Source organism: Paraburkholderia sp. BCC1885 (assembly GCF_900996235.1).
Lineage (GTDB): Bacteria > Pseudomonadota > Gammaproteobacteria > Burkholderiales > Burkholderiaceae > Paraburkholderia.
In genome coordinates, this window is sequence record NZ_CAAJGM010000226.1 from 1 (window position 1) to 25994 (window position 25994).

General features: G+C 60.7%; 25 protein-coding genes and 3 pseudogenes. 17 read left to right on the plus strand and 11 right to left on the minus strand.

Features of this window, described 5'->3' with window-relative positions; genetic code table 11:
* The first annotated feature begins 376 nt into the window (after window positions 1-376).
* From FQ755_RS27170 to FQ755_RS27205, 8 genes are read left to right on the plus strand one after another with little or no spacing between them, the layout of a single operon-like run.
* A complete protein-coding gene (locus FQ755_RS27170; RefSeq protein ID WP_144158117.1) occupies window positions 377-802 on the plus strand; it encodes a hypothetical protein in 426 nt (141 codons plus the stop codon).
* 15 nt (window positions 803-817) lie between these two features.
* Window positions 818-1645 carry a fused MFS/spermidine synthase gene (locus FQ755_RS27175; protein WP_144158119.1) on the plus strand — a complete coding sequence of 276 codons (828 nt, stop codon included), beginning with the start codon at window positions 818-820 and terminating at the stop codon, window positions 1643-1645.
* Window positions 1646-1665: 20 nt separating this feature from the next.
* A complete protein-coding gene (gene hyfB, locus FQ755_RS27180) occupies window positions 1666-3675 on the plus strand; it encodes a hydrogenase 4 subunit B (protein ID WP_144158121.1) in 2010 nt (669 codons plus the stop codon).
* A complete protein-coding gene (locus FQ755_RS27185) occupies window positions 3672-4622 on the plus strand; it encodes a respiratory chain complex I subunit 1 family protein (protein WP_144158123.1) in 951 nt (316 codons plus the stop codon). Before hyfB ends, FQ755_RS27185 begins: the two co-directional genes overlap by 4 nt.
* Window positions 4623-5282 (plus strand): formate hydrogenlyase, encoded by a 660-nt coding sequence (locus FQ755_RS27190; protein ID WP_144158125.1) that lies wholly within the window; start codon window positions 4623-4625, stop codon window positions 5280-5282.
* Window positions 5275-6735, plus strand: a complete 1461-nt coding sequence (locus tag FQ755_RS27195) for a hydrogenase 4 subunit F (protein ID WP_144158127.1) — start codon at window positions 5275-5277, stop codon at window positions 6733-6735. The genes FQ755_RS27190 and FQ755_RS27195 overlap by 8 nt, the downstream gene beginning before the upstream one ends.
* Window positions 6736-6738: 3 nt before the next feature.
* On the plus strand, window positions 6739-8289 hold the full coding sequence (locus tag FQ755_RS27200; protein WP_144158129.1) for an NADH-quinone oxidoreductase subunit C: 1551 nt from the start codon (window positions 6739-6741) through the stop codon (window positions 8287-8289).
* Complete coding sequence (locus FQ755_RS27205; RefSeq protein ID WP_144158131.1) at window positions 8289-8816, plus strand: NADH-quinone oxidoreductase subunit B family protein; 528 nt, start codon at window positions 8289-8291, stop codon at window positions 8814-8816. The genes FQ755_RS27200 and FQ755_RS27205 overlap by 1 nt, the downstream gene beginning before the upstream one ends.
* A gap of 684 nt (window positions 8817-9500) precedes the next feature.
* On the opposite strand, the pseudogene FQ755_RS27215 reads toward FQ755_RS27205, so the two are convergent.
* Window positions 9501-9698: pseudogene (locus FQ755_RS27215) on the minus strand (Hsp20/alpha crystallin family protein); the annotation flags it as partial.
* A 23-nt stretch (window positions 9699-9721) separates the two neighbouring features.
* Here FQ755_RS27215 and FQ755_RS27220 point away from each other — a divergent pair.
* Window positions 9722-11770, plus strand: coding sequence for an AAA family ATPase (locus FQ755_RS27220; protein WP_260858888.1), 2049 nt, complete (start codon window positions 9722-9724; stop codon window positions 11768-11770).
* A gap of 94 nt (window positions 11771-11864) precedes the next feature.
* On the opposite strand, the gene phbB is transcribed toward FQ755_RS27220, so the two are convergent.
* The gene (gene phbB / locus FQ755_RS27225) at window positions 11865-12614 is read right to left on the minus strand and encodes an acetoacetyl-CoA reductase (protein WP_144158133.1); all 750 of its coding nucleotides are present in this window, start codon (window positions 12612-12614) and stop codon (window positions 11865-11867) included.
* Window positions 12615-13059: 445 nt separating this feature from the next.
* On the opposite strand from phbB, the gene FQ755_RS27230 reads away from it, so the two are divergent.
* Complete coding sequence (locus FQ755_RS27230) at window positions 13060-13566, plus strand: universal stress protein (RefSeq protein WP_144158135.1); 507 nt, start codon at window positions 13060-13062, stop codon at window positions 13564-13566.
* A gap of 77 nt (window positions 13567-13643) precedes the next feature.
* Here FQ755_RS27230 and FQ755_RS27235 read toward each other — a convergent pair whose 3' ends face one another.
* Window positions 13644-14264: a LemA family protein gene (locus FQ755_RS27235; RefSeq protein WP_144158137.1), complete on the minus strand. Its 621-nt coding sequence runs from the start codon at window positions 14262-14264 to the stop codon at window positions 13644-13646.
* A 60-nt stretch (window positions 14265-14324) separates the two neighbouring features.
* Complete coding sequence (locus FQ755_RS27240) at window positions 14325-14897, minus strand: YSC84-related protein (protein ID WP_144158139.1); 573 nt, start codon at window positions 14895-14897, stop codon at window positions 14325-14327.
* A gap of 449 nt (window positions 14898-15346) precedes the next feature.
* Between FQ755_RS27240 and FQ755_RS27245 the strand changes: the two are divergent.
* Window positions 15347-16978, plus strand: a pseudogene (locus tag FQ755_RS27245) (oleate hydratase).
* Between the two features lie 79 nt (window positions 16979-17057).
* Here FQ755_RS27245 and FQ755_RS27250 read toward each other — a convergent pair.
* The 4 genes from FQ755_RS27250 to FQ755_RS27265 all read right to left on the minus strand — a co-directional run bounded on the left by FQ755_RS27250 (window position 17058) and on the right by FQ755_RS27265 (window position 19362).
* On the minus strand, window positions 17058-17462 hold the full coding sequence (locus tag FQ755_RS27250) for a carboxymuconolactone decarboxylase family protein (RefSeq protein WP_144158141.1): 405 nt from the start codon (window positions 17460-17462) through the stop codon (window positions 17058-17060).
* Between the two features lie 91 nt (window positions 17463-17553).
* A complete protein-coding gene (locus tag FQ755_RS27255; RefSeq protein WP_144158143.1) occupies window positions 17554-18003 on the minus strand; it encodes a hypothetical protein in 450 nt (149 codons plus the stop codon).
* Window positions 18004-18044: 41 nt separating this feature from the next.
* On the minus strand, window positions 18045-18632 hold the full coding sequence (locus FQ755_RS27260) for an NAD(P)H-dependent oxidoreductase (RefSeq protein ID WP_144158145.1): 588 nt from the start codon (window positions 18630-18632) through the stop codon (window positions 18045-18047).
* 46 nt (window positions 18633-18678) lie between these two features.
* Window positions 18679-19362 (minus strand): flavin reductase family protein, encoded by a 684-nt coding sequence (locus FQ755_RS27265; RefSeq protein WP_260858889.1) that lies wholly within the window; start codon window positions 19360-19362, stop codon window positions 18679-18681.
* 295 nt (window positions 19363-19657) lie between these two features.
* On the opposite strand from FQ755_RS27265, the gene FQ755_RS27270 reads away from it, so the two are divergent.
* From FQ755_RS27270 to FQ755_RS27285, 4 genes and pseudogenes are all read left to right on the plus strand, one after another.
* Window positions 19658-20836, plus strand: a complete 1179-nt coding sequence (locus FQ755_RS27270; RefSeq protein WP_144158147.1) for an alkene reductase — start codon at window positions 19658-19660, stop codon at window positions 20834-20836.
* 63 nt (window positions 20837-20899) lie between these two features.
* Window positions 20900-21580: a hypothetical protein gene (locus FQ755_RS27275; RefSeq protein ID WP_260858890.1), complete on the plus strand. Its 681-nt coding sequence runs from the start codon at window positions 20900-20902 to the stop codon at window positions 21578-21580.
* Window positions 21514-22034, plus strand: a pseudogene (locus tag FQ755_RS27280) (ABC transporter permease); the annotation flags it as partial. The gene FQ755_RS27275 and the pseudogene FQ755_RS27280, both read left to right, overlap by 67 nt.
* A gap of 6 nt (window positions 22035-22040) precedes the next feature.
* Window positions 22041-23171 carry an ABC transporter permease gene (locus tag FQ755_RS27285; protein WP_144158149.1) on the plus strand — a complete coding sequence of 377 codons (1131 nt, stop codon included), beginning with the start codon at window positions 22041-22043 and terminating at the stop codon, window positions 23169-23171.
* A gap of 19 nt (window positions 23172-23190) precedes the next feature.
* Here the strand turns inward: FQ755_RS27285 and FQ755_RS27290 are convergent, their stop codons facing one another.
* The 3 genes from FQ755_RS27290 to FQ755_RS27300 form a co-directional block, all read right to left on the minus strand.
* A complete protein-coding gene (locus FQ755_RS27290) occupies window positions 23191-24177 on the minus strand; it encodes a zinc-dependent alcohol dehydrogenase family protein (RefSeq protein ID WP_144158151.1) in 987 nt (328 codons plus the stop codon).
* Window position 24178: 1 nt separating this feature from the next.
* Window positions 24179-24406 carry a DUF3562 domain-containing protein gene (locus tag FQ755_RS27295; protein WP_144158153.1) on the minus strand — a complete coding sequence of 76 codons (228 nt, stop codon included), beginning with the start codon at window positions 24404-24406 and terminating at the stop codon, window positions 24179-24181.
* 196 nt (window positions 24407-24602) lie between these two features.
* A complete protein-coding gene (locus FQ755_RS27300) occupies window positions 24603-24878 on the minus strand; it encodes a DUF1488 domain-containing protein (protein ID WP_144158170.1) in 276 nt (91 codons plus the stop codon).
* Window positions 24879-25219: 341 nt separating this feature from the next.
* On the opposite strand from FQ755_RS27300, the gene FQ755_RS27305 reads away from it, so the two are divergent.
* Window positions 25220-25516 (plus strand): c-type cytochrome, encoded by a 297-nt coding sequence (locus tag FQ755_RS27305; RefSeq protein WP_144158172.1) that lies wholly within the window; start codon window positions 25220-25222, stop codon window positions 25514-25516.
* A gap of 49 nt (window positions 25517-25565) precedes the next feature.
* Window positions 25566-25943, plus strand: a complete 378-nt coding sequence (locus FQ755_RS27310; RefSeq protein ID WP_144158155.1) for a DUF3564 domain-containing protein — start codon at window positions 25566-25568, stop codon at window positions 25941-25943.
* Window positions 25944-25994 lie beyond the last annotated feature (51 nt).

A 25994-nucleotide genomic window follows, 5' to 3' on the forward strand; every position in this document is an offset into this window, starting at 1 on the left:
CGTGTACTGGCGTGTCCGCTTCGCCCTTCGGCGCCAGCGCGGACAGGTTCCGCAAGCTGGTTTCTGGATTCCACACGCAAACTGAGGCCCGCCTTCCAGACGCCCTGAACGAACGCGACACGTTTCCGTGCACCCCGATAGAGCAACCATGTGGAACCGGATCAATAAAGCTGCTAGGATGATAACGCAATTATCATAAACTGGTAACCGGATGCTCCAGCAAAAGAGCCCTCTGCCGGATGCAGGTGACGCGGGATGCAGCGCGTCACGAATGCCAGGCGCCGCGGCAACGATGCAGGACCGATACGGTTCGTGGCGGTGAAGTCAAGGCCCGGCGACCGGTAGGGTGACGGGCGCCGTATTGAGGAGTATTGCAATGCCGTTTGACCACTCTCTCGCAGAGCACTGGATAGCGGGCGTCTCGTTGCGCAACGGATTGCACGAGCACGTGAAACTCATCAAGTCGGCGTTCGCCAACGAAAGGTGCTGCGTACCCGGACGCTGGCCTCATGATGAAGGCTCGCGGGGGGACGACGCTCCCGAGTTCCAGCAACTAGATCTGGCGCACGCGAGCTTCCATACCATCGCGCAAGGGCGCTTCACCGACGTGGCCGTCATGCTCGAACCGGATGCCCCGTTCGAAAACGCGGTGCGTATGCTTGAGCATGCCGCATCGAGGTTCGAACATTGCTGCCTGACGGGAGCGCCGCTGGCGCCCGCCCCGCGTTCACCGATGCATGAAGATTGCCGTGACTCATCGGTCGCTACATGGCCCGGGTTAGCGGAAACTGACTTGTACTAGCAGGAGAACATTGGATTGACAGACGATTACAATCAATTCACGCGCGCCCTGGCAGAACTGTGCGGAGAAACGTTTGGGAAACCCTTGGTCCGCGACGGACTGCGCAAGCGGACGCTGAGTTTTGACGCCTTCGGCATACAAAGCTCGATGCGCAGGAGTGCTCCGTTCGAACTCGATCTCCCGTACACCCGGGCCATGATGACCTTTGGCCTTTTCCACCACGAACCCAGGGATATCCTGATCGTGGGTCTCGGCGGCGGATCACTTTCCAAATACTGCTTCCACAGATTTCCGTCAGCACGGGTTACCACGATCGAAATCGACGAGAGAGTGATTGCGTTACGGGAGCAGTTTTTCATCCCGCCTGACTCAGAAAGATTCCAGATCGTGCATGCGGACGCCGCGGACTACCTGTCGGACAAGACTGGCGTCGCGGACGTGATCCTGCTTGACGGCTTCGATGCATCGGGCTTGCCCGCCGCGCTGTCCAGCCGGTACTTCTACCATTCCTGCCGTGCCGCGCTGCGCGACAAAGGGGTTCTGGTAGCCAACCTGCTGCACAATGACCTGCTGCTCTCTGTCTGTCTCGAGCGAATACGCAGGGCGTTTGACGGAAGACTGTTCCGCACCACTGCACACTGCGGTGGCAACATCATTGCCGTCGGGCTCAGGCAGGAATCCGTGCCAGGCTGGGATTATCTCCACGCCCGCGCGAAAATGATCGCGACATCGATGGGTCTGGACCTGCGGCACCACGTGACGAACATGGAACGTCATCACCGGGAGGAACCCGTTCTGGAGCACCTTTCGTTCAAAACACTGGCCGTTGAACGAGGCGTTTAACGGCACCGGAGACGAGACCGATGGGACAGTTGCTGGTCATCCATTACGTGCTGCTGGTCATTGCAGGCTGGCTGCTTGTCGGGGTCATCGGACTCGCCAGCCTGCGCCGCACACGGGTGGTCGCGCATGGCCTCTTTCCAGTCGGTGCGATATTCGGTCTGCTGCTGTGCGCACTGGGTCTGACTGGCGTGTTCGCCGGTCCTCAGGAAATCATCCTGCCGCTCGGGTTGCCGGACCTCCCGTTCCATCTTCGGCTCGACGGTCTGTCGGCGTACTTCCTCGCGGTCCTCGGCGTGGTGAGCACGGGCGTAAGCGCGTTCTCGGCTGGCTATTTCCGCAAAGGTGAAGGCACTCCACCCGGGCTACTCTGCTTCGAATATCACGTCTGTCTCGCCAGCATGGCGGCGCTGCTGCTGGCAGACGATGCATATAGCTTTATGGTCGCGTGGGAAACGATGACGGTGTCGGCGGTTTTCCTTGTGATGACCAATCACTGCATCGCGGAGATCCGTCGAGCCGCTTACCTCTACTTCCTGATCTCCCATGTCGGCGCGCTGGCGCTCCTGCTGTGCTTCGGCCTGCTGCAAGCCAACACCGGCGACTACACGTTCGCCAACATGCGTCACCAGCATCTCGACGTATTCTGGGCTTCCATCGCGTTCCTGCTGGCCCTGTTCGGCTTCGGCGCCAAGGCGGGCATTTTCCCGCTGCACGTCTGGCTGCCGGATGCGCACCCGGCCGCACCCTCGCCCGTCTCAGCGCTCATGAGCGGCTTCGTACTGAAGGCTGGCCTCTACGGGATACTGCGCACGGTGTTCGATCTGTTGCACGTCCAGCTATGGTGGTGGGGCGTGTTCATGCTGGCGCTCGGACTCTTTACCGCCCTCTTCGGCGTCGTCTTCAGCGCCATCCAGACGGACATGAAACGGCTGCTTGCTTACTCGTCGATCGACAATATCGGCTTGATGTTCGTCAGCATGGGACTGGCGATCCTGTTTCGCGCGTACGGAATGAACACGCTGGCCGCGCTATCGCTGACGGCGCTGCTCTACCAGATCGCGAGCCACGCGACGTTCAAAAGTCTGCTGTTCCTCGGCACGGGTTCCGTGCTGCATGCGACCGGCGAACGCAATCTCGGGCGTCTGGGCGGCCTGATCCGCGTCATGCCGTGGACTGCATGGGCGGCCCTCGTGGGCGCGTTTGCCAGCGCCGGGCTACCACCGCTGAGCGGCTTCGTCTCCGAATGGCTGCTGCTGCAGAGCTTTCTGTTCACGCCGGGCTTGCCGAACCCGTTCCTGAATATGGTGGTGCCGCTCGTCGCCGCCTTGATCGCGCTGGTGGCCGCGCTTGCGGGCTACACGATGGTCAAGTTCTTCGGCATCGTCTTCCTCGGTCAGCCGCGCGAAACGAAGCTGGCAGAGGCACATGACGCCAGCCGTTGGGAGCGCGTCGGCTTCGTCTGGCTGGCGGGGATCTGCGTGTTGCTCGGGCTTCTGCCGGTGCAGTTCGTGGCCGTGCTGGATCGCGTCACCCAAATGCTGGTGGGGACCGGAATCGGAGCGGCCGTCGCGAAGAATGGCTGGCTGCTGCTTGCGCCTACCAGCGTAGACCGGGCCAGCTATATGCCGGCGGTTTTTCTGCTGTTTTTCTTCGCGTGCTGCGGGCTCGCCTGGCTGCTGGTCCGCCGTCTTTACCATGGACGCCTGCGGCGCGCGGCGCCGTGGGCCGGCGGCTATCCGTTCGTGACCGCGCGCATGCAGGACACCGCCGAAGGGTTCGGCCAGCCCATCCGCGAAATCTTCACGCCGCTATTCAAAATCGAGCGGCGTCTTCCTTCGCCGTTCGACGAACACCCCGTGTACAGCGTCACCGTGACGGATCGCGCGTGGACCCTGATCTACGCGCCGCTGGAACGGCTGATCATGCGCATTGCGGCACTGGCGGGGCGGCTTCAGACCGGCCGCATTGCCATGTATCTGATGCATAGCTTCCTTGTGCTGATCGTACTGTTGATGCTGGTGAGACGATGATCACGCTCTCCGGACTGCTCTCGCAGGGGCTCGAAATCCTGCTCGCACTCGCGGCCGCTCCGCTGCTCACGGGCTGGGTCAACATGTGCCGCGCCCGGCTGCAGAACCGTCGCGCGCCGAGCATCTGGCAACCTTACCGGATGCTTCACAAGCTGTTCAACAAAGAGTCCGTGGTCGCCAGCCACGCAAGCCCGATATTCCGTGGTGCACCTTATGTGGTGTGGGCATGCATGACGCTCGCCTGCGCGATCGTGCCGACGCTTTCAACCGACCTGCCGCTGTCGCCGGCCGCTGACGCAATCGCCCTGGTGGGCCTCTTCGCGCTCGCCCGCGTCATGATCTCGCTGGCCGCGATGGACATCGGCACCGCGTTCGGCACGCTCGGCGCGCGCCGCGAAATGCTGGTGGGCTTCCTCGCGGAACCCGCCTTGCTGATGGTGCTGTTTTCGGCCTCGCTGATCACGCAGTCCACCTTGCTGACCAGCATCGTCGCCACGCTCAGTCACCGCGAACTGGCGATCTATCCGAGCCTGGCATTCGCGGGGATCTCGTTCACGATGGTCTCGCTCGCCGAGAACGCGCGCCTGCCGGTCGACAACCCGACCACCCATCTCGAACTCACCATGATCCACGAGGCCCTGATCCTCGAATATTCCGGGCGGCATCTCGCGCTGATGGAGTGGGCGGCCAGCCTCAAACTGTTCGCCTACTCCTGTATTGGCCTGGCGCTGTTTATTCCGTGGGGCATCGCCGAGGCCGGCAATCCGGCAGCGCTGCTGTTCGCGATTCCCGCGCTCTTCGTCAAGCTGCTGGTGGGCGGCGCGGCGCTTGCGGTCGTCGAGACCAGCAATGCGAAGATGCGCATCTTCCGCGTGCCCGAGTTTCTCGCAACGGCCTTCCTGCTGGCCGTCATCGGCATGCTCGTTCACTTTCTGCTGGGGGCGTGAATGCACGGCTTCGCCACGCAGATCATCAACTTTCTGGCTGCCATCCTGCTGCTATTGTCATTTGCGATGCTCAGCCAGCGCCGCATCCTGTCGCTGATCCACCTCTATACGTTGCAGGGTTTGACGCTTGTATCCGCCAACCTGGTCCTCGGATACGTCACTGCCGACACGCACCTCTATATCTCAGCAATCCTGACTCTGGTGCTCAAGGTCGGACTGATTCCGTGGATTCTCTACAGGCTGGTGCAGCGGCTCAACGTGAAGACAGACGTCGAGCCGCTCCTCAATATTCCCGCTACCCTGCTGGTGGGCATCGTGCTCGTGATCATCGCGTTCAACGTCGCGTCGCCAGTCAGCCAGCTTGCATCGTCGGTGGCGCGCGGCACGCTCGGCATTGCCCTCGCCTGCGTGCTGCTGTCGTTCATGATGATGATCACGCGCGCGAAGGCGATACCGCAGGTGATCGGCTTCCTGTCGATGGAAAACGGCCTGTTCTTCGCCGCAGCGGCGGCCACGAACGGCATGCCGATGATCGTCGAACTCGGCATCGGACTGGACGTGCTGGTCGGCATCCTCATTCTCGGCGTATTCATGTTCCAGATTCGCGAGCAGTTCGACAGTCTGGACATTCACCACCTCGAAAAGCTCAAAGATGACTGAGGCCTGGGTACTGCTGCTCGTTTTCGCAATCCCGCTGCTGGCTGGCGGGTGCCTCGCGCTCGAGGGGCATCGCCATTTCGCTGCAGAGCTGAACGTCGGGTTCAGTTTCCTGACATTGGCCGCCGCGATGCTGCTCGCGGCTCAGACCGTCGCGCACGGACCTGCTTTCGCACTTGGCAAACTTTTCTTTGTCGATCCGCTCAATGTATTCCTGGTCGCACTGACGGCCTTCGTCGGCTGGACCACCTCGATCTTTTCGCGGCCGTACATGCGCATCGAGCGCGACCGCGGCAGGATGACCGGCTCGCGCATGCGTCTTTATCACAGCATGTACCAGCTATTTATCTTCGCGATGTTGCTCGCCCTGCTCACCAACAACATGGGGATCCTGTGGGTCGCGATGGAAGCCGCCACGCTCGCGACCGTGCTGCTCGTCAGCGTCTATCGCACCGCGGCCAGCCTCGAAGCAGCATGGAAATACTTCATCCTGTGCGGTGTCGGCATCGCGCAGGCACTGTTCGGAACGATCCTGCTCTATCTGGCCGCGAGCCGGCAGCTCGGTGGCAGCGATGCGCTGCTCTGGAGCAGTCTGAACGCCGTCAAGGGCAGTCTCGATCCGACCATCATTTCACTCGCGTTCGTGTTCCTGCTGATCGGCTATGGCACCAAGGTCGGTCTCGTACCGATGCACAACTGGTTGCCCGACGCCCATGCTGAAGGTCCCACGCCAATCTCGGCTGTGCTGTCCGGCCTGCTGCTTAACGTTGCGCTCTATGCGGTTCTGCGTTGCAAGGTGCTGGCCGATGGTGCCCTGCAGAACGGTTTGCCGGGACACCTGCTGGTGGGCTTCGGACTGGTCTCGGTGCTGGTTGCGACCTTTTCGCTGTTCCGCCAGAAAGATGTGAAGCGGCTCTTTTCGTATTCGTCAATCGAGCACATGGGCGTGATGACATTCGCCTTCGGACTCGGCGGCCCCATCGCAACTTTTGCGGGCCTACTGCACATGACGGTTCACTCGCTGGTGAAGTCCGCCATTTTCTTCACAGTCGGACACGCCGCCCAGAAGGCAGGCAGCCAGGCGATCGACGATATCCGCGGGTTGCTGCGCGTAAGCCCAACGGTAGGATGGGGCATGATGGTGGGCACGCTCGCCATCGTGGGCATGCCGCCATTCGGCGTGTTCGCGAGCGAATTTCTGATCCTGACCACCGCGATGAGCAGACTGCCGTGGACCACGCCTTTCCTGTTGCTGGCGCTGGCCGTCGCGTTCGCGGCGATCTTTTCGCGTGTGCAAGGCATGGTGTTCGGCGACACGACCGTCAAGCCTCTTGAGCACTCGCCGGCGCTGTTGCCGGTATTCGTCCATCTCGGCCTCGGCCTGATGCTGGGGCTCTATATTCCGCCGTATCTTGCCACGTGGTATCGGCAGGCGGCGGCGATGATTGCAGGGTGACACATGCGCATCGAAGCGCTTGAACTTCCCAACCCGATCCGTCTGTCGACATTCACCGGCAGATCGTCTGCGTTTCTGGCGCGAGTCGATTCCGATACATGGTCGAGAACGGCCAGGGCCGCGCGCGAAAACGGCGGTCGGCTGATCTCGCTGTGGGGCGCCGAAGAGACGACGGGCACATTCGTGATCTCTGCGGCTTATGCCCTGGAGGACGGCATTCTCTGGTTGCAGTTGCCGGCAGGCCAGGAAGAAGGCTATCCGGATCTGTCTGCCATCTTTCCGTGCGCCATACGCATGCAACGGGCGGTTCACGATCTGCTCGGGCTGCATGCGAGCGGCGCCAGCGATACGCGGCCCTGGCTGAACCACGGCAACTGGCCGGCCAGCTACCATCCGTTGCAAAAGCGCTCTGCCGAGACGGAAAGGTTCGAGTCGGAGGAAACGAACTATCCGTTCGTGCCGGTCGCCGGAGACGGGGTGCATGAGATTGCCGTGGGGCCAATCCATGCAGGCGTGATCGAGCCTGGGCACTTCCGCTTCTCGGTGGTCGGCGAAAAGGTGTTGCGACTCGAGCAACGGCTGGGCTACGCGCACCGTGGCGTCGAAAAGCTGTTCGAGCAGACGCCCCTGCTGCTCGGGCACCGGCTGGCGGGGCGGATTGCCGGGGACACGACGGTCGCCTTCTCCTGGGCCTATTGCATGGCGGTTGAACGGGCACTTGATGCACGGATTCCGCCGCGCGCGCAATGGTTGCGTGCGCTCCTGCTCGAGCGCGAGCGCATTGCCAACCACCTGGGCGACCTCGGCGCGCTCGGCAACGATGCCGGCTTCGCCTACGGCCTCGCGCAGTTTTCCCGGCTGAAAGAAGACTGGCTGCGCCTGAACGATCGGGCTTTCGGGCATCGCTTTCTGATGGACCGGATCGTTCCGGGCGGCATGTCGACGGATCTCGACGCACGCTTCGTCACCGCGATGCTGACACAGTGCGATCAGATCGACACGCAGGTCCGCGTGATGCAGCGCATCTACGAGGATCAATCGGGACTGCAGGATCGCTTCGCGGGCTCAGGGATACTCTCCGCAAAGGTGGCGGAGCACTTCAGCGTGTGCGGGCTCGTCGGGCGGGCCAGCGGTCGGAAAACCGACGTGCGGATCGATCACCCCTACGCGCCCTATCACGAGGTTCAGGCGCTGATGGTCAGCGACGGGCGCGGGGACGTGGCCGCCCGCGTCGCGATCCGCTTTGGCGAGATCTACGAGTCCATCCGGCTGATCCAGACGCTCCTCGCCGGTCTGCCTGCAGGAGACATCGTCACACTGCTCGACCACGACCAGCCGCCGTCCCGCGGAGTGGGCTGGATCGAAGGCTGGCGCGGCGATGTGTTTGTCGCCCTCGAGACCGGGGCAAACGGGACCATTTCGCGCTGCCACTGCCACGACCCCTCATGGCAAAACTGGCCGGCGCTGGAACACGCGATCATCGGCAATATCGTCCCCGATTTCCCGCTGATCAACAAGTCGTTCAATCTGAACTACGCGGGACACGACCTGTAATGTGGCAACTCCTCAAACAGATTGCGAAGACCGTCACGCCAGACGAACGCGTGCCGCAAGGCGACGATGCATGGCATACCGAAAGCCGGCAGATCCAGCAGGAGATCCTCGACGTGCTCGGCCGGGCACTGTGCATCCGCGAAATCGATGCCGGCTCCTGCAACGGCTGCGAGCTGGAAATCCACGCACTCAACAATCCTTATTACAACATCGAGGGCCTGGGCATTCGTTTTGTTGCGAGCCCGCGCCATGCCGACATGCTGCTCGTTACCGGCCCGCTGACGCTGAACATGAGAGAGGCCGTACGGCAGGCCTACGAGGCAACGCCTCACCCCAAGCTGGTTGTCGCCGCTGGCGAGTGTGCGTGTACGGGCGGTGTGTTCAGGGATAGCTATGCCGTGTGTGGGCCGCTCTCAAAGCTTTTGCCCGTCGACGTCACGATCCCGGGCTGTCCGCCGCCGCCCATTGATATCCTCAGGGGTATCCTCACCACGCTTCGAGCCAAACGCACAGCCCTCCCACCCTGATGTCCGACAACGACATGCGCAGTCGACGGAGGCCGAGAACACAAGGGGCGGTTGGACAGACGGATGAGGACTGCCCCGCATCTCACGGTGATGTTTGCGAGAACAACGATTCATGAATGAACAACTTGCCAGTCTGAAAACAATTAGCAGTACCGTGATACGCGGGACATGGCCTCAACTGCTGACAATGAGCGCATTCATCGCAGCGATCAGCCTGCGTTTTCCATTGTGGTTCATCGTGATATCGGCCGCTGTCAACGGCGCTGCGGTGGCGTACCTCATTATGAGCTTCGCTTTCCGACCGTCTGGCCCTGTTCGAGACCCGTTGCTGGGCGCCGTTCTGATCGGCAGCGGGCTGGCGTCAATCGCCTTGACACTGAAGTGGTGGTTCGTGGAAACGCAGCAGAAGCTCGCTCCAGGTGTGCTTCTGCATATGGCCGGCCATACTGAGGCAGCCTCAAATCCCCCACTGGCATGGTCGAGTGTTCTGACCCAATGGAGCTCCCGTCTGATCTTTCTGGTGATCGTAGTGGTTTGGGCGCTGGGCACCAGGCGGACGGACTGAATACCGGTCTGGTCAGCGGCAAGACGGTATTCTCCAAGATCGATGTCGCTCAGGCCTGCCTGCATCTGCAGGCTGCTGCGTACGGTAGGTAAACAGCTGTCACGTAACTGCGATATGTGATTGATGTCTTTTTTATCGACACCCGGCAGTTCCGCTTTAACCGTGTACGCGGTGTCGTTTTCCGTCACATCGAGCTTAAGGTCGGCCAGCGGCGCGTCGTCACCCGTGGCGATGCCACGCAGGGGACGGAACAGGCCATGAAACAGATCCGATACCGGTTCCATCGAGAACGGGTCATAACGTGTCAGGTTGCTCATCGTAGCTACTCCTCAAATAGTCCATGATCGCCATGGATATCACACTGCAGCAAAGGTCCCGCAGATCGCGGGCGGGTTATGTTGACAACCGCGTCGGTGGGCGCTGTCAGTTTTCGGACCAGGCGTTCGTCGAGCGACCTCGTTCGTGGGCCGCAACACACGAGCGCTTTCATCCCGGCGCCTCCGGTGACGGAATCAATGTTGCTGTACCAATCAACTTTAGGCCTGTCCGTAGAACGTCCGTTGACACGTATCAATCGACGCGCGTAACCGTAGCGGTTCGCAAAGCACTGACTTCTGTCAATTCCGGGTGCCGGAGTCTGCTTATGCTGGAAATGCCCCTTGAATCTGCGGAGTGGTCCATGATTACCCCATCCGTCGCACCTATTCGACGGTCGCTTCATGTGCAGTATCGCGAACGCGTTGCCCGGCGCGGTTGGTTGCGTATCGACGCAGCGCTGCAGCGCCCGTGCTCGTATCGCCATCCGGCAGGACGAATCCGGAGAATCGAAACCCATATTTCCGTGATCTACCTGGCCGGGCGATTTGCGTACAAGATCAAGAAGCCCGTCGATCTGGGATTCGTCGATTTCACGGGAGCGGTTGCGAGGCAGTATTACTGCAACGAAGAGGTCAGGTTGAACCGGCGGCTTGCTCACGAACTATATCTCGGTGTGGCGCCAGTCGTGCGCGTCGGACGCATCTGTAAGGTGGGGGCACACGGACAACCTGTCGAGCATGCGGTCCGCATGAAACGATTCGACGAACGAGCATTGTTCTCCCGTCTGCTCGCGCGCGGCGAACTGGGTTTCGGGCAGGTCGCCCGTGTGGCCGAACGTCTCGCAGCGTTTCACCGCTCCAGCTGCGCAACTCCACCGCGCAGAATGCTGGGGACGGCGACTTTCGTGCGCGCACAGATGGAGACCGTGCTGACCTCGCTCGAGCGGGAGGCCGGTGCACTCCTGCCTACCGGTGTGCGTCAGTGGTGCGAAAGAGAAGCCGTGCGGCTTGCCGCGCATTTTGAAGCGCGCCGCGCCGGCGGATTCGTGCGCGAATGCCACGGCGATCTACACCTCGATAACATCGTGGGCACGGGAAAAGACGCCATGATGTTCGACTGCATCGAATTCAGCGACGCGTTGCGCTGGATTGACGTCGCTAGCGACCTCGCCTTCCTCATGATGGATCTGCAAGCGCATGGTCGTGACGATCTCGCGTCGGCGCTCCTGAATCGCTGGCTGCAGCAGACTGGCGACTTTGGGGCTCTCCCCACATTGCGTTTCTATCTCGTCTACCGGGCGTTGGTGCGCGCGCTGGTCGAACTGCTGAAGGCGCGCAGATCCTCCGCCGTGGACGGCCTTGCGCCCGCCCAGGTCTATGTGGCCTGCGCCGCCCGCTTGGTGAGCGCGCCGCAACCGTATCTGCTGCTCTGTCACGGCTATTCCGGGTCCGGCAAATCGATGGCGAGCGAAGCGCTTGCCACCAATATCGGCGCAATTCGCCTTTCCAGCGATACCGAACGCAAGCGTCCGCACCCGTTCGCGCCGCCGGATCACCGCGCCTTGCCCAATGCCGCGTACTCGCGCAAGGCGATCGACTCACACTACGGCACGTTACTGGCGATTACCTGCCGCGTGCTTGAGGCAGGCTATCCAGTAGTGGTGGACGCCACTTTCCTGAAACAGCGGCATCGTGTGCGTTTTATTGAACTGGCATGCGTGTTCGACGTGCCGGTGTTTCTTCTGGACTTCCACACGAGTCCGCAACAGCTGGCTGAACGCGTGCGAACGCGTGCAACCGACCCGTGCCAGTCGTCTGACGCCAATACAGCGGTGCTGGTCAGGCAACTCGCCAACGAAGAGCCGCTCACGCCCGACGAAGCCGCATTGACGGTCGCCTTCGATACAGATGTTCCTCTCAGCGCGCTTCAGCACGCGACGTACTGGCAGCGCTTGATGGATCGCCTGCACCCAGAGCAGCCAGTGGAACACGCTGTTCGCAGCGGCATGCACCATTGGCAGACGGGAGGCTGGGGTGCGGTATTGTTGCCCGATGCCGCCCATACGGAATGACGGCGCAACCGCGCTGCATACCGTTAGTACCGCCCTGTCGCTGACGGGACGCAAGGCGCGACCATAGGCAGGACGGCAGCCAGGAATTTGCCTCTCATCGCATGTGCATGCCACCGTTGATGGCGAGATCCGCACCGGTGACAAAACCAGCCTCGTCGGAACAGAGAAACGCGACGAGCGCGGCGATTTCGTCCGGCTGCCCGAGCCGCCCGACCGGAATCTGCGGCAGGATTGTCGCTTCCATGACATCCTTCGACACCGATTCGATCATTGACGAGGTCGCCAGATAACCGGGGGACACCGTGTTGACGGTCACGCCATGCATCGCGACTTCGAGCGCGAGCGCCTTCGTAAAACCTTGAACGCCTGCCTTCGCCGCCGAATAGTTCGTATGGCCGAATGCGCCGCGCGAGCCGTCTACCGAACTGATGTTCACGACCCTGCCGAAATGCTGGTTGATCATTCCGCCGATGAACGGTTTCGTCATATTGAACAGCGCATCGAGATCCGTGCGCAATACGGTATCCCAATCGCTTTTCGTCATCTTTTCGAAGGTCGAATCACGCGCAATACCCGCGTTGTTGATGAGGATGTCAACCACGCCGAACTCGTCGAGCACCCGTTGGGCGCATCGTTCGCACGAACCAAAATCGGCCACATCGGCCTCGAACGCCTGAAAGTGGCGCCCGGCATCGCCTTCCCGCATGAGCCAGGTCGCAACGTGGTCGTTACGCTCTGAATGCGACATCGCGACGACCATGCCTGCATCATGCAGCCGCCGGCTGACCGCAGCGCCGAGTCCCCCCATGCCGCCGGTGACAAATGCAACGCGTTTAGCTGACATGTTGTTCTCCCCGGGCGGCCCGCGTTAGCGCGTATTGCCGGCACTCCTTCCCGAACGCCGCTACACGTAGCGCGACTCCCGGATTCGAGCCATAGATACCAAAGGGAGTATCGAATATGATCGCCATGATCGGCTCCTGATTTCAATGGAACAGGTAAAAGGGCGGCATGAGTCCGGTGCAGTGGGTCACCCGGCAACGCCGAGGTGGCAGTCCAAGCCACTGTAGGTGAACGATGCATGTGGGCGTTGACCTGTATCAATCGGGTAGCCATGGGAGCGGGAGCGCTTCGGGACGCACACTCGAGCTATGAGCCCCATGCCACACCACGTGGGTGGTTGATCCACTCGGGTTAGCCCAGGAACCTGAACGGTTTGATCCAGATCAGCAATCCACATCCATTTGTTGCCCATGATGGGCATACAGTTCTTATCGGCGAGGTCCGACATGTACCGATACATTCTGGTTGCCATTGATGGCAGTGAGACATCCAGACGTGCGTTCGATGCGGCCCTGCAACTGGCTCGCGAGTCCGGCGCTGCGTTGCAGCCGCTCTATGTCGTCGACGTGCCGCTGATGGTCTATGACGCCCCCGGCTACGATCCGAGCGTCGTACGCGATGCCTTCCTGGAGGAAGGCAAACACCTCGCCGACGTCGCGCTCGCGCGGATGAAACACAATGGTGTCCAAGGTGCGACCCGGGTCATCGAAACCAATCCGGTTGGCGACGACTTCGATGTCGCTCACTGCATCCTTCACGCGGCCAGGGACCTGAAAGCCGATCTCGTTGTAATGGGGACGCACGGCAGGCGCGGCGTTCAGCGGCTCGTGCTCGGTAGCGTCGCTGAACGCTTTTTGCGGATGGCGCAATGTCCTGTCCTGATGATCTCGGCGCACGGCGTTCCCGAGGCCACCACTGACCATCCAAGCTCCCGTGATCAGGGTTCAGAGTAACAACCCCGTGATCAAGCGAAACTTGGGATCGCAGTTTTAATATTCAGGAAACCTAATCATTTCAAAAATCTGAATCATCAGACGCGCAATGAACCACGCAACGAACCAAAGTCCACGCGAGGAGCGTGACGCGGTACCGCCTCCTCTGGTCCGCTGAAAGTAGGCCGCCTGCGATAGCCGAAAACCTGCGCCGTGAGACTGTCAGGGAAACGGGCAAGCGCGGCATTGTACCGTTTGGCCGCTTGATCATACTGATCGCGCGACACCGCAATCCGGCTTTCGGTCGTGGCGAACTGGAACCTCAACCGGCCAATTTTTGCATCGGCAGCCAGCTGGCGGTCATCGTCGATCGCGATCAACAGACCTGACAGCGAGTCTGCCAGCTGCCGCTGGGCGACCTCGAAGCGCTGGAACGCCACTGGATCGTCCAGCACGCCCGGGGTCGATGGAATGGCCGCCAACTGGAATCTGGCAGACGCGAGTGCCGCGAGCGACGGCTGTTCACGGGTCGCACCGCCATGCACGGCTGCGAGCAGGTTCGATACGAGACCCGCTCGATACTGATACTGGTCCAGCACGTCCAGCACGTCCAGCAGTGCCGCATTCACATCCGCATCGCGGTCTTGCGCCACCGGTATGCTGCAGCCGCTCACCAGCCAGATCATGAAGACGGTGATTGCCGTCATGACCAGTTTCATCTTGCCTCCTCGTGAGTCCGCATCTGTCCTTCACGTTGGACAATTATCCCGAGCCGGAAATCAGACAGGCGCTTTAGTAAAGCGCGTTCCGGTGAGCGACAGGTCGACCATCAACCCTTTCTTCGTCAACACAAAACCTACGATGGACGAGTGGGCCGTATTGGTGTCGACTTTTCCGCTTTCACCGAGCGAAAGCAAAGCGACGGAGCCGTCGACGCCTGCTGTCCAGCCATTGCCGTTGCGAAAGCGATCGAGCGCCTCTTGCGTCAGGAACAGGAGAACAACGCTTTTTGATTCGTAACCGAGCGTGGCCCCTACCGACCCGGTCATCACGTTGTAATAGTTATTGGGTGTGCCCGCACTACGCAATACACCATGTCCATATTCCACGCCCAGAACCGCGCCGCCGGCACGAACACCGGGGAAAACCAGGACGCCTTTTGCCTCAGCGACCAGTTCACGGGCGTCCGGAGTTTTCGCATAAAGCCGGTTCAAAGCGGCATCGGCGTCGACATCGGTTTTTTGAACCACCGCCGCGGTCGCTTGCGATACATCCTGCTGTGCGTAGGCGGCCGGAATCAGCCAGGCTGCGGTCGTAACCGTCAGGATTGCGATTGTTCGTGCTCGGATCATGACTCTTCCATCGTTTTCAAGGGATTGAGGGTAGCTTCTGAACGAACGAGTGACTCCAGTGCTTACATCAGGACAAGGATTCTCTCTGCCAATCAGAAAACAGTGCTACCTGACCATGCTAGTTGCCATTGGGCGTGGCCAGTTGATCCAGGTCACTTTGCGTGGCTTACCGCGTGCCGATGTCAAGAAGACGCGATAGTCAGGACGCCCTGACCGCAGGAATACAGTGCAGCACGGCGTTCAAGGCTGCGGCATAAATCGGACAGACGGACCGGTTGGGTCTTGCTCGTTGACTTAACTCAATGACGAATCAATGCAAACGGATATCGTGGAAGGCGCACTCCCGTTCTTTTATAGGCGGGCAGACCGATACGTATCGCCCATTCCTGAAGCGTCTGCACAGTCGCGCCGCATCGCTCGCGGCGCCCAATCCGGAGAGGAGCATTTCCATGCATCGCAGAACGCAAGACTCAAAATGGTCTGGCACCGGGCATACCGCCGGGATCGATCGAAGCGAAGGAAAATTCTATCTGGTGGGTGGCGGAATCGCGTCGCTCGCAGTTGCCGCATTTCTGATCCGCGACGGCGACGTGCGCGGCTGCAATATCACGATTTTCGAGGAAAGCGATCGCCTTGGCGGCAGCCTAGATGGTGTCGGCTCCGCGCAGGACGGCTATCTGATGCGCGGCGGGCGCATGTTCGAAAGCAAGTATCTGTGCACCTTTGACCTGTTTTCGTCGATTCCGACGCTAGACAGAAGCAAAACCGTGACCGAGGAAATCTTCGACTGGAACGACACGATGAAAACCTCGTCGAAGTCGCGCCTGTTTCAGGACGGGCATCGACTGGACGCGCCTTCTTACGGACTCGATGAACCACACATTCTCACACTCGAACGCCTGGCGATCGAGCCTGAACACCTGATGGCAAACCGCCGCATTTCTGACTACTTTGAGCCGTCCTTCTTCAAGACGAATTTCTGGTTCATGTGGTGTACAACCTTTGCATTCCAGCCATGGCACAGTGCACTCGAATTCAGACTCTACCTGCGGCGCTTCGCTCACATGGTTTCTGGCTTTAACCAGTTGCACGGGATCATGCGCACGGTCTACAACCAGTACGACTCGATGGTCCGGCCACTGCATAAATGGCTCGATGAGCGTGGCGTAAAGTTCGAACTGAACACCCGCGTTACCGATCTCGTCCTTGAGGAAGGCACAGAAAGGAATGAGGTCAAGGGTATCCTCTGCGAGCGCGCCGGCCAGTCTTACACTATCACCGTGGGGCCGACAGACAGCGTGATCGTCACACTGGGTTCAATGACTGATGGTTCAAGCCTTGGCGATATGGATCGTGCTGCTCTTGTCAATGGCAAACCGGACGGCGGCGCGTGGACGCTGTGGAAGAAAATAGCTGCCGGCCGCCCCGCGTTCGGCTGACCGGCGGTATTCGCCGACCATATCGACGAGTCCAGATGGCTATCGTTCACCACGACGCTGCGCGACCCCACTCTTTTCCGCCTGATTCGCGATCTGACGGGCAATGTACCTGGGGAAGGCGGCTTGATTACGTTCCCGCAGTCGAGTTGGCTCGCCTCTATTGTTCTGCCGCACCAGCCGCACTTCGTCGGACAGCCCGATGGCGTAAATGTGCTCTGGGGCTATGGCCTGTTCGTCGACAAGTCAGGGGACTTCGTCAAAAAACCAATGTCCGCATGCACAGGACGGGAAATCATGACCGAGATACTGGGCCATCTCGGTCTGGCAGCGCAGACTCGCGGGATACTCGCGCATGCCACCTGCATTCCATGCATGATGCCCTTCATCACCAGTCAGTTCCTTGCGCGTGCGCACGGCGATCGACCCAAGGTCGTGCCCGAAGGCTGGACGAACCTCGCGTTCAGCGGACAATTCTGCGAATTGCCGGACGACGTCGTATTCACTGTCGAATATTCGGTCCGCTCCGCCCAGACCGCTGTCTATGCCCTGCTCGGCCTGAACCTCACGCCACCGCCGGTATATAAAGGTCAGTACGATCCGCGCGTCCTATATCAGGCATTCAAGACCTTGCACGATCTCTAGTCGTCACATGAGCTGTCCGTCCGGGGCATGCGAATTTCGCCCGCCAACTGCCGTATGATGCCACGGCGGTGATACCGGCTCAGATAGCGCCGTGATCAACACCCGCACCGAGAAGACCTGAAGTCGACGGCAAACCGCCCGCCCGGCCTTCAAACTGTTCGATCGCGTCATACACATGGCACGCATACATCATCGCCGGACCACCGCCCATCATGAGGGCAACACTTACGGTTTCGAGGATCTCCTGTCGCGCAGCCCCCGCATGCAATGCATCATGCACGTGGTATGCAATGCAGTCGTCACAGCGCAGTGCAATCGCTATGGCCAGCGCCATCAGTTCCTTGTGCTTTGCCGATAATGCGCCGCCCGCCATGGCTTCCTTGTGGAGGTGCTCAAAACCGGTCATGGGGCCGGATATCTCGTGCCGGATCTTGCCAAGCAAGGTTTGAAGTTCGTGGTGCCGCTGCGGGTAGTTCTCTTCCATGACTTATCTCCTTCAAATGCGTGAGATATCAGATCGTCCAGTGTTCCGGTTACAGTATGGTTCGCCCGGAACGACGGGTGTTGTATCGTGCTCAGTCGTTTTGCCGCTGTGCGCAGCACCAGTACCGTCGATACCCGAAGCGAACGGTGTACACCACGCCAATCACGACACCCGCGACGGCGAGCCACAGCAGGCAAACGTAGCCCACCAGTTGCCGGAATTCGCCGATCCGGTCCTCCATGACGGACGCCATATAGGCATGCGGATCATTGGCAGCATCCGGGAACGTTGTCCGGTAAAGAAAAAACGACCGGCAGACATCGCTGTCCGGCTGCCTGGCAAGAAGTAGCGAGCCAGCTCGCATCACGCGAACCTCAGCACACTCCGGTGCCTTCATGCCAGTCACGATTGATCTGTCCATCGGATGGTCATAGGTCGAACCGGCCCATGTCGTGCCAATTGCAAGCATTACGCTCAGGACTGCCGCCTGAACGAACACGACCCACCATCGACGTCGATTTTGTCCTCTCGTGGAGTACATGATTGCCGCTCCTTTCACTCGTCCTGAAACCACGCCTGAAATCAGAAATGCTGCCGTACGCAGGAGCGGATGCGTTCCATATGCTGCGCGGCCGCAGTCTCCGGCAAAGACGGAACAATCTCATCGAAATGCAGATGCTCGATCAATTCGAAGCCGGCTGAGCGGAAGACATGGGTATCCTGCAAAACCTGCACGGCGTTCCAGTTACCGCTCTTCACCAACTGCGGCAGCGGCGCACCCGAGCAGGTGACCATCAGCGCCTTCTTCCCCGCGAGCAGCCCGTGCACAATTCCTCGACTGGATTCGTAAGCGAAGCCGCGGGCGAAAACACGGTCGACATAGCCCTTCATCATCGCCGGCATCGACATCCACCAGAGCGGATAGAATACGGTCAGAACATCGGCGGCACGGATCTCATCCTGTGCCTGCGCCACATCGGCGCAGGCTGGATGCCCGTCGCCAGCCGGCGTTAACTCATGCGCGGTCAGTGCAGGGTTAAACCCCATGCGATAAAGGTCACATGTCCGTTGCGTATGTCCGAGTTTTTCCAGTTCATCCGTATAGGTGCGGGCGAGTCCCATCGTAAAGCTGTCTTTCACGGGGTGAGCCACCACGACGAGGTGTTTCATATATTCTCCTTCTCACTCAAGGCAGGTCATCCTGACAGGTGATTCGTTACGGCATCCTTGACTTCGGCCGGATCGTTTCGCCGTCGACGACGAAGACACCATATCCACGGTGGTGAATTGTCTTTGGATTGCGCTGACGCGGATCCCTCCATGCTTTCAGCACCTCAAGCACGAAGAGGTCGTATTTGTTCACCAGCCGCGTCTCGACTACCCTGCATTCGAGATTGGCGAAGCATTCCGCGATCAGCGGCGCTGCGATGCATTCAGCCGGCAGTGGCGTCAAACCAATGGTCTCGAGTTTGTCGATTTCACGTCCCGAGCAATTGCCGATCTCGACCACTTTCGGCGCAAGCTCCGCCTCCGGAATGGCGATCACGCATTCGCGGGTTGCCCGTAACGCGGCAAAGCTGTAATCCGCGCGGCTGACAACACGCGCCACCAGCGGCGGCGTGAATTCGACCATCATGTGCCATGACATTGTCATAACGTTGGTGCGTCCGTTATGACAGCTCGTCAGCAGAACGACAGGACCTGGTTCCAGCAACTGATAGACGTCGGAAAGCGGCAGATCTTTCACTGCACCCGACGCCGCGCCGCGACTCTTTGAGGGGTCATCCGGGTGACGGTCAAACGTCTGAACGTTGCAATGGTAAGCAGGGTGGAAACGACCATAAGCGCCATCATGGTGATTTGGGACTGCATGGATACTCTCCTCATGGAATACCGGCAAGAAAATGTTTCCTGGCCACTGTCGATAGCGAGACGGCTTAAAAGACAACCAGGCACCTATCAAGTAGACGCTCGACAGATTGCACGACCTTGCGTTGGATCAAACTGTGTTCAGCACGATCAATCACCCGTGACGACGGCCTGCCGCACGACTATTCACGTGGACTGACCGGTTCCCTCGTTGACCAAGGTCAAAGGGGCTCGCCTTCGACGGTCTACGCTCGTGGTGTTCCGGTGCATGCGCTGCCGGCCACCGCCATTCGGCCTCGCGTCGGGCGGCACGCGAGGAGAGATCGATGGGAAGCAGGATAGAAACGGCCCAGACGCTCAGTGACCTGTTTCAACCGGTTCAACTTGGGCCCTATCAGTTGGCAAACCGTATCGTCATGGCACCGCTGACGCGCAGCCGCGCGGACGAACACGGCATCCCCGGTGCACTGATTGCCGAATATTATGCGCAGCGGGCCTCGGCCGGACTGATCATCAGCGAGGGCGTCAACATCTCGCCCACTGCAAGAGGCTATGCGTTGACACCAGGCATCCATGACGATGCGCAGGTGGAGGGTTGGCGGCAGGTAACGGAAGGTGTCCATGCCCGGGGCGGCAGGATTTTCCCGCAACTCTGGCACGTCGGCCGGGTCTCCCACCCGTCTTTGCAGCCAGGCGGCGTGCTGCCGGTCTCGCCTTCGGCGCTCAGACCGGATGCCACGTCCTATACCGCGTCGGGCTTCCAGCCCTGCCCGACACCGCGCGCGCTGGATGCGGCGGAAATTCCGCAGATCGTCGACCAGTATCGTCATGCGGCACAAAACGCGCTGGCGGCCGGCTTCGACGGTGTCGAGATCCATGCGGCCAACGGCTACCTCATCGAGCAGTTCCTGCGCGACAGTACCAACCGGCGCACCGATGCCTATGGCGGTTCGCGGGAAAACCGCGCGCGTTTCCTGCTCGAAGTGGTCGAAGCGGTCGCCGAGGTCTGTGGCAGCGAACGCACCGGCATTCGTCTGTCGCCGGTCAGCCCGGTCAACGGCGCAGACCTTGACAGCGATCCCGCCGCAACATATGGGTATGTTGCCGAGCAACTGAATGCATTCGATCTGGCCTATATCCATGTCATCGAAGGCGTGACGCAGGGACCGCGCGAGCATCCGGACGGATTCGACTTCCAGCATCTGCGGCGATCGTTCAAGGGGCTCTACATGGCGAATAACGGCTATGACCTGGAACTGGCGCTGAACTCACGCAGGCACGATCTGGCGGATCTCGTCTCGTTCGGCAGGCTCTACATCGCCAATCCGGACCTCGTGGAACGCCTGCGCATCGGCGCGCGGCTGAACACTCCCGACCGCGCGACGTTCTTCGGCGGCGGCGCGGCAGGCTACACCGACTATCCGGCTCTGACGCCGGCCGAGCGCGACACGGCGAGGCGCTGGACCTCGTACGGCGGCAGCGAGGACGCAGACACGCCGGCATGATCCGGCAGCACCGATATTGAGGATGGCCCACCGGTTTCGTCACAACAAAAACGCGAAAGAACCGTGTTCGATAAACTTCACACTGCTGTATCAGCGCATCGCCTGCAGGTTCTGCTGGCACTCGCGCTGTTCGTTGTCGCGATCGGCGGCTACGGCGCGTGGCGCTGGCCGACGCTGTTCGGCCCCTCTCAGGACGCCAGCCGGGTCGTCGTATCCGGCAACATCGAGGCGCACGAGAGCGTCCTGAGCGTCACTCAGGTGCAGGCGCCGATCGTCTATCTGCCGTTTGACGAAGGGGCTTATGTCAAACGCGATACGGTGCTCGCGCGGCTCGACGACCGCCTGTATCGCGAACAGACCGAAATCGACCGCACCGACCTCGATGTTGCAACCGCGCAGATCAGCGCGAACGAAAGCACGCTGACTGCGGCCCACAACAGTGTCGTCAGCGATCAGTTCGACCTTGCCGAAAAGCAGCTGGATCTCGCGCGTGACGAAACCCTCGTGAAGAACAACGCCATCGCCGTTCAGGCGCGCGACCTCGCCTTTACTGCCGAGCGGCAATCCGCCACCACGCTCGCGCACGATCAGGCACTAGTGGCAGTCGCACGCAACAACATCGCGCTTGCCCGCGCGAACCAGGCGGCCGCCGACGCCAAGCTCAAGCTCGACCAGGTTCGCGCGAATGGGAACGCGGGACGATGGAGCAACTCATCTCCACCCCCATCACCGCGCTCGAAGTGATGCTCGGCAAGCTGCTGCCGTACTTTGCGATCGGGCTCGCGAATGCCGCGTTCTGCCTGCTCAGCACGATCTTCTGGTTTGACGTGCCGTTTCGCGGCAGCATCGTCACGCTGGTCGCCACCACCGCGCTCTTTACGCTCGTCGCGCTCGGCATCGGCTATCTGGTCTCGGTCCACATCCGCAGCCAGCTCGGCGCGAGCCAGGTTGCGCTGCTGCTGACCATGTTGCCGACCAGCATGCTGTCGGGCTACACCTTCGCGATCGACCAGATGCCCGCGCCAATCCAGGCCGCGACCCTGCTGGTCTACCGCGCTACTACATCACCATCCTGCGCGCGGTGTTCCTGAAAGGCAGCACCGTTACCGAACTTGCCCTGCCGATCCTGGCGCTGGCTGTGTATGCGGCCGCCATCATCTGGATGGCCGCCCGCGCCTTCCACAAACACCTGGACTAGCCCATCATGTTCGACCGCCTGCAGGTTATGCTGATGAAGGAGTTTCTCGAGCTCAAGCGCGACCGCTGGGCACTGTTCCGGCTTATCGTGCCGCTGTTGCTGCAGGTCATCGTCTACGGTTACGCCGCGACCTTCACGGTCAATCATGTGAGTCTCGCCGTACTCGATCTCGACCATAGCCAGGCAAGCCGCAGCCTGGTCTCCCACTTCGCCGCCACCGGCAAATTCTACGTCGTGGACAACGCCGGCACGGAACCGGAGATCACCCATGACATCGATACGGGCGATGCCACGATGGCAATCGTGATCCATGCAGGGTTCTCGCAATATCTGAACGACGGCCGCAGCGCGCCGCTGCAGATCCTCGTGGACGGCACCAATTCCAACACGGCGCTCATCGCGCTCGGTTACGTCAGCCAGATCGTCACGCAATTCCAGACCGACCAGACAAGCGAGGCCTGGCCCCAGTCCGCCGGAGCGGCGCCGTCCGCCGTGGCGGTCTCGCTGCGCGAGCGTCCCTGGTACAATGACGCCATCGACGACCGCTGGTTTTTCATTCCAGGGGTGGTTGGCACGCTCTCGCTGATGCAGGTAGTGAGCCTCACCGCGTTTGCAGTGGTTCGCGAGCGGGAGATCGGCACGCTGGAGCAGATCATGGTGAGCCCGATCCGGCCGGTCGAATTCATCCTCGGCAAGACCGTGCCGTTCTTCCTGATCGGTCTGGGCGACGTCGCGCTCGTCACAGCGGTCGGCGTCTGGTGGTTTCACGTTCCGTTCGTCGGCAATCTGCTCGTCATGCTGGCGGGCGCATCGCTGTTCCTGCTGGCGGCGCTCGGCCTCGGCTTGCTGCTGTCGACCTTCTCGCGCACCCAGCAACAGGCGTTTGCCCTGAATTTCTTTCTTATCAACCCGCTTTTCATTCTGTCGGGATTCGCGTTTCCGATCGCGGCGATGCCCAAAATCATGCAATGGATCACGCTGATCAATCCGCCACGCTATTTTCTCGTCGTGCTGCGCTCGGTGTTCCTCAAAGGTGTCAGCTTTGCCGTGCTGTGGCCCCAACTCGCGGCAATGGGCCTGCTGGGCGCGGTCATGCTGACAATCAGCGTGCTGCGATTCCGCAAGTCTCTTGACTGAGGCCCGGCAAGCGTTCCCGTTAGCGGATTGCCAGCACTGCGGCCCCCGTCAGCTTTCCCTCGCGCAGATCGGCAAGCGCCCGGTTGGCCTCGCCCAGCGGATAACGCGTCGTTTCGACGTCGAGCGGAATATCGGCGGCCAGACGCATGAACGCAAGGCCGTCTTCCCGCGTGAGATTGGCCACGGATACCACGCGACGCTCGCCCCATAGAAAGTCATACGGAAAGGACGGAATGTCGCTCATGTGAATCCCGCCGCATACCACGATACCGCCTTTCACCACTGCCTTCAGGGCAATCGGCACAAGTGCGCCGACTGGCGCGAACAACAACGCAGCGTCGAGTTCGTCCGGCGCAGCGTCGTTGCTGCTGCCCGCCCACGTCGCACCGAGCCGCAGCGCGAGTTGTTGAGCCGCCACATCGCCGTCGCGCGTAAATGCATAAATCGCGCGGCCCTGATGAAGCGCAACCTGGGCCACGATATGGGCCGCGGCACCGAAGCCGTAGATGCCGATCCGCTGGGCGTCGCCTGCCATGGCCAGCGTGCGATAGCCGATAAGTCCCGCGCACAGCAGTGGCGCCGCTTCCACGTCCGAATATTGCTCAGGCAGATGGAAGCAGTAACGGCTGTCGGCGACCGTACGCTCCGCATAACCGCCGTCGATCGTGTACCCGGTGAACCCCGGGTCATCGCACAGATTCTCGCGACCGGAGAGACAGTAGCGACAGTGGCCGCAGGTGTGGCCTACCCATGGCACGCCAACCCGTTCTCCAACACTAAAACCGCTGACTCCCGCCCCCACCGCGGCGACGGTGCCGACGATTTCATGGCCCGGGATGACCGGCCGCTTTGGGTGGGGCAATTCGCGGCCAATCAGATGGAGGTCGGTACGGCAAACGCCGCATGCGTGGACGTCGATCAGCAACTGGCCCGCAGCCGGCAGAGGGTCTGGAACCTGCATGTCGCGCAGAAGCGCCGGAGTACCGTCGAATACCATTGCGCGCATGTCACACCTGCCTTGCGTGATGGTTGCCACCGGCACGATCATGAGAAGCGCTATGCCTCACCTTGTCGCATACCCGCTTGACCGCAATCACCTGAATATAGTCGTGGACCCGCGCACCGACCGACAGACGACTGATTTCATCGCCGACCATGCGTGTCAGATCGTCTTCGCTCAGATCCGTCCCTCGTGCGATCTCGAGCAGCGGCACCAATAGTCTATCGCGGGACATGACGGGACTCCGGTTGTGAATAAATGCGGCATGCGGCGTACACCTTCCGTACGTTTACTTCAACGCGCGAGCTGACGGTTGACCTGAATCAAGGCTCGCCTACCGGCGCCTGACGCGATGACATGACGATCAGGCGGTAACCGGCTCATGTAGCAGCCGCGCATGGGGGCATGCATCTCCCCTGTGTTCAGGCGGATCACTCGCAGAAACGCAGGTATCCGCTATGCAACAGCACCGGTTTGCCGCCGACTTCGCTCAGCATGCGTCGCGCAGCATGTTCAATCGCATGCCGATGGGTATCGAAGGCACTGATCAGGTCGTCTTCGCGCAGCGACGCAGCGCCGAAATGATCTTCCAGCGCTTCAGCGGTGATCGCGCACTGAACGCGCTCACCGTTCACCTTGGCAGGGAACGCCAAAACCAGGTCCCGCCCGCAATACTCAGGACGTTCCTGTGGAAAAGTGATATGCATCATGTCGTACCTCAGCGCGTGTGGACTTCCATCCTTGCCCGCCCAGCATGGCCAGACGCAGGTGTCTTAAGCGACCGTCCGGCACTCCATGTGAGAGACCGGCTTTTGATCAGGATAGTCCGCTGGTGCCGGGTGACAAGCTGCCGTCACAGGCCTCGCTTGACCCAGGTCAACGGGAGACAGGACGCGAGCGCACGCAACGGCGAATCAGGTCGCCCTATCGCATTGACATGAGTCAACCTCGCTCACGACAACGCTCGTACACTGGCTTTAATAACTGCCCCGGAGTGTCATTCGTGAACGCCCTCATCCAGAAGCGTTTCATTGCCGGCGTTGTGGGCATGCTGTGCGTGGCTGACGGCGAAGCGCAAGCACAGTCCGAGCCCACCGCATTGGTCGACCAGCAGCATTGCATGTTCTGCCATACCGTCGACGCGCCATTTCTCGCGCCCTCGTTCCAGCAGATCGCGGCGCACTACCGCAACATGCCGGACGCGAGCGTAATGCTCGAACAAAAACTGAGAGTGGGCGGCAAGGCGCATTGGGGCGATATGTCGATGCCGCTGCCCGCTGACCGCGGCGGCCCGCTTTCGCCGGAAGACGCCCACACACTAGTTCAGTGGGTGCTGAATCAATGACATGATGACTGCGGCGCAAGCGCGCTGCGTCACGCGACCGGAGAACACCATGCGCGTCACTCTTCATCTCGATACGTTCGACCGCGTCGATCCGTGCGCCTACGCTATTCTCTGGCTCGACAAGGAAACGCGGCAGTGGTCACGAGAAGGTCACCTGGGGCTCGATCTGCCCGAGTGGGGCACGTTGGTCTCCGACCCGCACGGCACAATGATCTGCGGCGCGCAGAGCACACGTCCGTTATGTGTGCTCGAAAACCTCGATCTCGATTCGACAGGTGGCCCCTTCGAGGGTGAAACGGGTCGCGCACAGTGGTGCGCGCATGCGGGACTGCCTTCCGCTCAGGGTCACTGGCATGTGCAATGTATCGATGACGCGTCCATCCAGCCGGAACACGGGCTGTTCGCAGCCGACGACAATGCATTGTAGCGACTGGTTTTCATGGCTAACATATGACCCCAGTCGACTTCGCACCGGTGA